General features: G+C 37.5%; 3 protein-coding genes. 1 reads left to right on the top strand and 2 read right to left on the bottom strand.

Annotated features, from left to right (window positions below; genetic code table 11):
- Positions 1-219: 219 nt before the first annotated feature.
- Both CUN59_RS20295 and CUN59_RS20290 read right to left on the bottom strand, forming a co-directional pair.
- On the bottom strand, positions 220-1,434 hold the full coding sequence (locus CUN59_RS20295; RefSeq protein ID WP_104389527.1) for a DUF790 family protein: 1,215 nt from the start codon (positions 1,432-1,434) through the stop codon (positions 220-222).
- Complete coding sequence (locus CUN59_RS20290; protein ID WP_104389526.1) at positions 1,364-2,920, bottom strand: DEAD/DEAH box helicase; 1,557 nt, start codon at positions 2,918-2,920, stop codon at positions 1,364-1,366. The genes CUN59_RS20295 and CUN59_RS20290 overlap by 71 nt, the downstream gene beginning before the upstream one ends.
- Positions 2,921-3,096: 176 nt before the next feature.
- On the opposite strand from CUN59_RS20290, the gene CUN59_RS22410 reads away from it, so the two are divergent.
- The coding region (locus CUN59_RS22410) for an adenylate/guanylate cyclase domain-containing protein (RefSeq protein ID WP_279327326.1) at positions 3,097-3,190 on the top strand (94 nt) is incomplete at its 3' end.

Below are 3,190 nucleotides of genomic sequence, written 5' to 3'. Positions count from 1 at the left end.
AATTATTTCTTATTTGGTTATCAATTCATTTTTTTTTCTTTTATTTTTGTTACCAAGCTTCACTTTCTCACACCATGTTCCTTTTAATGCAACTTATTCTCATTAAGCCTCTTAACTTTTGAGGTGCTTTTAGTTATTATGTACTACTTTAATGGCTTTTTTGATCTGTGACAGTTTAGGGTGCGGAATGTGAGTTAAAACAATAATATCTAGCCTAGATTATTCCATAACGGCTAATACAGATTTTGGTAATAGTTTTTCTTTAAACCAAATTATTCTCCCAGAAACATTATCTAGTTTTACGCCAGCTTTTTCTAGGTTCAATCTTTCAGAAATAGCTAAAATTAAATTATCACAATTTGCCCGTTTAACTTGAGCAAATTTCTTTTGTAAATATTCTGGTCGCCAATAACCGACAATTTCTAATAAAAACGTCCGTCCGTCTGGATGAACTAGACGAAAATCGGGAATCATAACACTACCAGGAATGGGAATTAAATCTACTTCTCTTTCTAAGATCCAACCACTTTTTAAAGCATCCCATTTACTAGCAAAGGATTCTTCTAACATACTATCATAGGGCTTTCCTGGAGGGTAGTGGGATACTAAGCCACATTCAGAATTGAGGGTGAAACGTCCTGTTCTCCATTCATTTGTATAAAAATCACGGGTTTGTAAAGTGGCTGATAAACTCCATTTTGTGACATGAAGTAAAGCGGGAATTAATTTGGCTATGGCCAAACCATAACGGGTGCTGGAAGTAAATAAACTTGTCGGACCATCTACGGTAATTGTAAATCCATGATCGGCATCACCCTCAATATAAGCCATTAATTGAAATAGCTTTAAATAACGAAATAAGAGTTTATATTCTCCAGGAACATTGCGATGAGCATTTAATATTAATTGACTAGCTTTGTAAAAAACTCCTTGGATTTGAGATAAATTATAACGATGTAATACATCTTCTGGTTTAGGGGCATCAAAAGCTGTTAAGATTTTATTTTCTGATAAATCGGCATAAAGTCCATTGCGGATTTGATTAGGTAAAACTTCTTGGTTGAGTTCTTGACTTAAATCATCGGCAATTTTATTTAAAATAATATCAGTTGATTCCCGACTAGAAATGGATTTTGCTGCTAATGCAAATACTTTTGCTCTTAACATGGGTGGTTCAAGGGGACTAACTATTTCAAAGGTGCAAAAACCACTTTTGAGAATATAGGCTAAACCCCGTTTCATCCGGTAATCTGTGGTATCTCCTTCAAAGTCGGTTAATTGACGTTCTAATAGTCCTTGAGTTTTGCCAACTGCTTCTTGAAAAAAATTAATTAACTCAGTGGCTAAATTCAAATGTTTTTGATCAAGTTTCAGTCTTTTGGGGATAATTTCTTCGCCGTTTTGGCGGTGTATTAGTAGATCCGTTGGTAACATCTTTCTTTTCGGTTGAATAGTTAATTTCTAATTGTTCTGCTGCTTTTAAATCGCTTTTCTTTTCACTGCTATAAATAACTTGTAAATTGCCTTTTTTGAGTTTTTCTTCTGGAGTTTTATTTTCGCCTCTGCGTCTAGCTGAAGTTCCTTCTTCGCTGGTGTCTTCGGCGATGACTTCATATAAAATTGCTTGTTTATTGGCTATATTACCTTTACGTAAGACTCTCCCCAAACGTTGAATATATTCTCTGGTTGAACCTGTACCTGATAAAATAATGGCAATACTAGCTGCGGGGACATCTACACCTTCATTTAAGACATTGGAAGCAACTAAAGTATTATATTCACCTTCTTTAAATTTAGTTAATATTTCATGCCTTTCTTTAACTGGGGTTTGATGGGTAATTGCGGGAATTAATAAGTCTTGAGAGATGCGATAAACTGTAGCATTATCAGCAGTGAAAATTAAAATTCTTTCGGGATAATGGGTGGCTAATAAGTCTACAAGTACCCGAATTTTCCCATCTGTGCCTAAAGCAATTTCTTTGGCTTGACGATGTGATAACATGGCTCTGCGTCCAGACTGTGATCTTGCACTCATTTGCACAAACATCTGCCAACCTTGGAGACTTCCTAAAGAAATTTTTGATTGCTTTAAAAAATCATTGCGAGTTTGAATTAGGTGATTATATTTTTCCCGTTCTAGTTGGGATAATTTAACTTTAATTTGCACAATTTCATGGGCTGCTAAAGCTTTACCTGCTAAATCTTCAGCGCGTTGACGATAAACTTCTTTACCAATGAGAATATTTAATTCAGTGTGTTTGCCATCTGTGCGTTCTGGTGTGGCAGAAAGTCCTAAACGGTAGGGGGCGATCGCATATTCGGCAATAACTCGGTTAAAATCTGTAGGTAAATGGTGGCACTCATCAAAAATTATTAAGCCATATTTATTACCTAAACTCTCTGCGTGAATTGCCGCACTATCATAGGTAGCGACTAAAATCGCCGTTCTATCCCGTGAACCACCTCCCAGTAATCCTACTTCCCCATCAGGAAAAGCTGCTACTAAGTGAGCATACCACTGGTGCATTAAATCTAAAGTTGGTACTATAATCAACGTCGTGCGTGGTGTAGCTTGCATCGCCATTTGGGCTAAATAAGTCTTTCCCGCCGCCGTTGGTAGGACAACTACCCCCTGTCGTCCCGCCAATTTCCAAGCGGCTAACGCCTCATTCTGGTGGGGATAGGGTGTCATTTCTAGGCTAGATACCAACTCCAGAGGATAAAAAGCCTTAGCTTCATCAATAAAATCCGTTGCTTCTGCTTGGAGTGCTTCAACTAAGGGACGGTATCTAATGGCAGGAATGCGGAATTTTTCAATTCTATCATCCCAAATTGCATAGTCTATCCAGGTTTTACTGCGTGGCGGCGGATGTAAAATTAATGTGCCACGATCAAAAGTTAATGTCGGGGGACGAGCCATTGATTTTCTCTCAATAGGGTTACACTGATTTACTCATAACGCAAAATGGGGATTGAGTTGAAGTCTTTTTGTACCGGTTCTGTAATCATGCCCACTGCTCCGGTAGCAATATTTGCTTGTGTATGGATGCGATCGCTAAAGGTCGTTTAATAGCCAGCGGAATTTGATCTGGTAAAATAAATACAGCTAGTAGAATGGAATCCCATGGTATACCTGATAATATCCAAGTTTGTGAAGCTACTTATCAGATATTAACTATTCGCCGTAAGT

Source organism: Cuspidothrix issatschenkoi CHARLIE-1, assembly GCF_002934005.1.
GTDB classification, from domain to species: Bacteria; Cyanobacteriota; Cyanobacteriia; order Cyanobacteriales; family Nostocaceae; genus Cuspidothrix; species Cuspidothrix issatschenkoi.
The sequence above is the reverse complement of the archived record's forward strand: the minus strand, read 5'-3'. Positions and strand labels throughout refer to the sequence as shown.